The sequence below is a fragment of the Mycobacterium sp. 1164985.4 genome (assembly GCF_001668575.1).
Classification (GTDB): domain Bacteria; phylum Actinomycetota; class Actinomycetes; order Mycobacteriales; family Mycobacteriaceae; genus Mycobacterium.
Map to the genome: position 1 here is coordinate 1 of NZ_LZMD01000044.1, position 4,102 is coordinate 4,102.

The following is a 4,102-nucleotide window of genomic DNA, read 5'->3' on the forward strand; positions in this document are numbered from 1 at the left end:
CCCGCCGGCGCCGCCGGCGCCCCCGATCCCGCATGGCGGAGGACCCTCATGATCGGCCGCCGACTCGTCGCGACCGGGCTGACCCTGGCCCTGACGGTCACCGGTTGCTCGTTTCAAGGAGTGAACTCGCTGCCGCTGCCGGGAGCGGTGGGCCGGGGGCCAGATGCCAGTGTCTACCACGTTGAGCTCGCCAACGTCGGGACCCTGGAATCGAATTCGCCCGTGATGATCGACGACGTCGTGGTCGGCAGCGTCGGCAAGATGACGTTGCACGGCTGGCACATCGACCTCGATGTCTCGGTCAAGCCTGACGTCGCGGTGCCAGCCAACGCCGTCGCTACCGTCGGCCAGACCAGTCTCCTGGGCTCCATGCACGTGGCGCTCGACCCGCCGCCGGGTGAGAAGCCGAGCGGACGTCTCAACCCGGGCGCCACCATCGGGCTCAACGAGACGTCGACCTACCCGTCGACGGAAGAGACGCTGTCGTCACTGGCGGCGGTGGTCAACGGCGGGGGGCTGGGTCAGATCGGCGACATCATCGCCAATTTCAACGCCGCGCTGTCGGGACGTCAGGGCACGGTGCGCGACCTGATAGCCCGGCTGGATACCTTCGTCGGGACCCTGTACGAACAGCGCGACAACATCATCGCGACCATCGACGAGCTGAACAGGTTCTCGCAGCGGTTGGGTGACGAACAACGGGTGCTCACCCGCGCGCTTGACAAGATCCCGCCCGCGCTCGACGTGCTGATCCGCGAGCGGCCCAACTTCACCACGGCGTTGAACCGGCTGGGGGAGTTCAGCGATACGGTCGCCGGCTTGATCAACGACACTCAGACCGATCTCGTGACGAATCTGCAGAACCTGGAGCCGACGCTGCGAGCACTCGGCGATGTGGGCGCCGAGATCGACACGGCGTTGGCGTGGCTGCCGACGTTCCCGTTGCCCCAGAACTTGATCGACCGCGGGGTGCGCGGTGATTACGTGAACCTCTTCGTCACGGTGGACTGGACCAACGCCCGGCTCAAGCGTGGATTGTTGCTCGGTACCGCGCTCGGACAGAACCGTGCGTCGTTGGTTCCCGCGCCGGGTGACCCCGGATACGATGCGTACTACACCAAATTCCCTCTCGGCGTTGGTACCCAGCCGCCGTTCGGCCCGATTCCGCATGCTGCGCCCGCGCCGTGGGAACCGGGGGGTGGTGGCTGATGCTGCCGCGGATGGTGCGTGTACAGCTCGTGATCTTTATGATCGCATCGATCATCGGTGTGGTCGCGATGGTATTCGTCTACATGCAGGTGCCCACCCTGCTGGGGATCGGGAAGATCACGGTCACACTGGAATTACCGTCCTCTGGCGGACTGTACCGGTTCGCCAACGTCACGTACCGCGGCGTGCAGGTGGGCAAGGTCACCGAGATGGACGTGTCCCGCACGCGGGCCACCGCGACGCTGCGGCTCGACACGTCACCCCGGATCCCGGCGGACCTGCGGGCCGAAGTGCGCAGTGTGTCGGCTGTCGGTGAGCAGTATGTCGAGCTGCTTCCGCGCACCGACTCGCCGCCGTATCTGGAAGACGGATCAGTGATCCCGCTGGCCGACACCATGATCCCGCAGCCGGTGAGCCCGATGCTGGAGCAGCTGAACACCTTGATCGCGAGCATTCCTAAGAGTCGCCTGACGGAACTGATCGACGAGTCGTACAAGGCGTTCAGCGGCGCCGGGTTCGACATGGGATCGCTGGTGGATTCGTCGGCCACGCTCTCCGAAGCCCTGAACGAGGATCCGTCTCGTTCGGCGAGGCTGGCCGAAGATTCAGTGCCGCTTCTGGATTCGCAGGCCCGTTCGACCGACGCCCTTCGACTGTGGGCGCGAAGCCTCGCCGGTATCACCGGGCAGGTCGTGGCCGACGACCCGCAGATCCGCACCCTGCTCGAAGAGGGCCCCGCCGCAGCGGACGAGGTCTCCGGTCTGCTCGAGCAGATCAAGCCGACACTGCCGGTGTTGTTGGCCAACATGACCACCATCGGTCAAGTGGCAGTGACGTATCGGCCCTCGCTGGAACAGGTGCTCGTGCTGTTGCCGCCGTTCGTGGCCAACGCGCTGTCATCGGCTCCCCAGAACAATTACACCGGTATCGCGATCGGCGACTTCCGGATTCAGATGGCCGACCCCAACCCGTGCACGGTCGGGTTCCTTCCGCCCTCGCAGTGGCGGAGCCCGGACGATCAGACCACCGTCGACACTCCGGACGGAATATATTGCAAGCTGCCGCAGGACTCGCCGATCGAAGTGCGGGGTGCGCGCAACGCGCCGTGCATGGGAGTACCCGGGAAACGGGCGCCCACCGTCGAGCAGTGCTACAGCGACAAGCCCTACGAACCGCTGGCGATGCGCCAGCACACTCTGGGGGCCTATCCCATCGACCCGAACCTCATCGCACAGGGCGTGCCGCCCGACGACCGGGTCAGTGCCGACGACAACCTCTTCGCCCCGCTCGAAGGCACGCCACTTCCGCCCGGCGCGGTGCCGCGGGGCCCGCTGCCGCCGATCCAGCCTCCGCCGCTCGCGCCCGGTGCACAGATGCCGTCGCTGCCACCGAACGCGATCCCGCCCCTGGGGTCGGGGCCGGTGGATCAGCAGGCTGCCGCCAGCGCACCTGCCCCGCAGGCGACGACTCCACACGGGCCATCGCTGCAAGGCGCACCGCCGCCGGATGGTTCGCCACTTCCGCCCGGCGCGGTGCCCGCGACGCCGAGTTCGGCCACCACCGGACCCGCCCCGGAGGGACCGTCCGTCGCTGTTGCGCACTACGACCCGCAGACGGGACAGTATGCGACGCCGGACGGGAACGTCGGCCGCCAGACCGATCTCGTACAGACCCCGAAATCATGGCAGCAGTTGATTTACGAGGGAGGGGCGCAGTGATCCGAGCTTTGACAATCGCGGTGACGATCATCGCGGCGATCCTTTTCGCGCCGCACGCACGCGCGCAGAACGAGGTCGCGATCAACGGCGTGTTCACCGCGTTCTCTGATGGCCGTTATGCGACGACTAAAGACTCACGCCATGACGAGGCCAGTGTCACCCAGACGTGGACCATCACCTCGACATGTACGACGTATCAGGATTGCACCGGCCGGGTCGAGAGCGATCAGGGCTGGAGCGCGGACCTGGTGTACATGAGCGGTCGGTGGAAGGTCACCAGGACCGTGCCGGACTGGGAACCGTGCATCGACGGTACGGCCTACCCGGGCAAGCAGTCGTGGGTGTTCTGGCTGGGTTATCCGCAGGACCCCAACAAGTACGAGGGGTGGGACAAGACCGAGGGCCCAAGTGGCGCCTGCGGTTTCAACAAGGTGCTCGGCATCGAGATGCCGTTCAGGCTGACCCGCGTGGGTTGAACGCGTGCCGTGGGATCGTCAGCGGCAAATCCACCGAACTGAGCAGACCCGGTTGGGCGGCAACGACATACGGCACCGCATTGACCACACGCATAGCCGTGGCGACCATCGCTCCGGCGCCTGAGGTCATGCTCTCGATCGCGGCATCCTTGCGGTCGCGGACGGTGGCCGCCATCGTGCATTCGATGTCGGGTTGGCCGGTGATCACGATGCGGTATCCGAGTGCGTCCGGCATCGTCGGCCATTCGGGAGCGACGTCGGGCGCCAAGCGGGTGACGTGTTCGATCACGATCGCCTCCTGGCCGTCGACGATGCCGATGGCCTGCATCCGCAGGGCGCCGCACGTCCCCGCTTCCACGGTGCCCATCGCGACCTCGAGCGTCCGCTCGGTCACCGCACGGTCGAACGTCTCCCTGATCTCCTGCACCTCGACGCCGAGGGCTTCGGCGACCATGCGGATTTGGCCCTGCCACTCGCCGGCGATCGCACCCGGGAAGGAGATCCACGGCTTGTAGTCCAGCGGCCGGCCGAAACCCAAAGCGTCGCTCATGATGTCGGGAACACCGTAGTCGTCGTACAGGCCGATCTCGTAGGCGTGGATCTTCTCGATCTGCGACGACTGTGTGCTCAGCACCAGCGGTAGGTAGTCGGCGACGAACCCGGGTTCGATGCCTGAGGCGTACAGCGAGACCTGCCCCT

3 protein-coding genes and 1 pseudogene are annotated in these 4,102 nt (G+C 66.3%); 3 read left to right on the forward strand and 1 reads right to left on the reverse strand.

The genetic code is table 11. The features are described from left to right. Window positions 1-48 precede the first annotated feature (48 nt). The 3 genes from A5650_RS06285 to A5650_RS06295 are packed head-to-tail and all read left to right on the forward strand — an operon-like array spanning window position 49 to window position 3,403. Complete coding sequence (locus tag A5650_RS06285) at window positions 49-1,209, forward strand: MCE family protein (RefSeq protein WP_067287700.1); 1,161 nt, start codon at window positions 49-51, stop codon at window positions 1,207-1,209. Then, a complete protein-coding gene (locus tag A5650_RS06290) occupies window positions 1,209-2,927 on the forward strand; it encodes an MCE family protein (RefSeq protein WP_067287703.1) in 1,719 nt (572 codons plus the stop codon). The genes A5650_RS06285 and A5650_RS06290 overlap by 1 nt, the downstream gene beginning before the upstream one ends. Then, window positions 2,924-3,403, forward strand: a complete 480-nt coding sequence (locus A5650_RS06295; RefSeq protein ID WP_231992552.1) for an Rv2253/PknI dimerization domain-containing protein — start codon at window positions 2,924-2,926, stop codon at window positions 3,401-3,403. Before A5650_RS06290 ends, A5650_RS06295 begins: the two co-directional genes overlap by 4 nt. Here A5650_RS06295 and A5650_RS27085 read toward each other — a convergent pair. Continuing rightward, a pseudogene (locus A5650_RS27085) lies at window positions 3,381-4,102 on the reverse strand (dihydrodipicolinate reductase); the annotation flags it as partial. The gene A5650_RS06295 and the pseudogene A5650_RS27085 sit on opposite strands and share 23 nt — an antisense overlap.